Here is a 566-nt window from a genome sequence, read left to right as displayed (position 1 = left end):
GGTTGGGCAGTGCTGCTGGCGCGTCTGTCCGGGCAGGACGAGGTGGTGATCGGCGCGCCGCTCGCCAATCGCACCCGCAGCGAACTCGAAGGCTTGATCGGCTTCTTCGTCAATGCACAGGCGCTGCGTATCGATCTGCGTGGCAATCCGTCCGTCGCCGAGGTGCTGGCGCAAGTGCGCAGCACCGCGCTGGCCGCGCAGGACCACCAGGATCTGCCGTTCGAGCAAGTCATCGAAGCGCTTAACCCCGAGCGCAGTCTGGCCGCGCAACCGGTGTTCCAGGTCGTGCTGACCTGGCAGAACGTGCCCGATGCTGCGCTGAGCCTGCCCGGCATCCGTCTGCAACCGTTCCAGGCACCTTCCGGCGATGCCAAGTTCGACCTGGAGTTCTCGTTGCACGAGGACCGCGACCGCATCGTCGGCAGCCTGGGCTTTGCCACGGCGTTGTTCGACCGCAGCACCATCGCGCGACAGCTGGCCCAATTCGTCCAGGTGCTTGCAGGCATGGTCGCCGACCAGCAAATCCGCGTGGTGCAACTACCATTGCTGCCGGTCGACGAACGCGC

The 566-nt window shown here is 65.9% G+C and carries 1 protein-coding gene; it reads left to right on the top strand.

Translation table 11 applies throughout. The features are described from left to right. A partial coding sequence (locus XpruCFBP8353_RS23100; RefSeq protein ID WP_207759717.1) for a condensation domain-containing protein occupies positions 1-566 on the top strand: 566 nt, incomplete at both ends.

This window comes from Xanthomonas prunicola (genome assembly GCF_002846205.1).
Taxonomy (GTDB): Bacteria; Pseudomonadota; Gammaproteobacteria; order Xanthomonadales; family Xanthomonadaceae; genus Xanthomonas; species Xanthomonas prunicola.
This window is presented reverse-complemented; position numbering and strand designations above follow the sequence as displayed.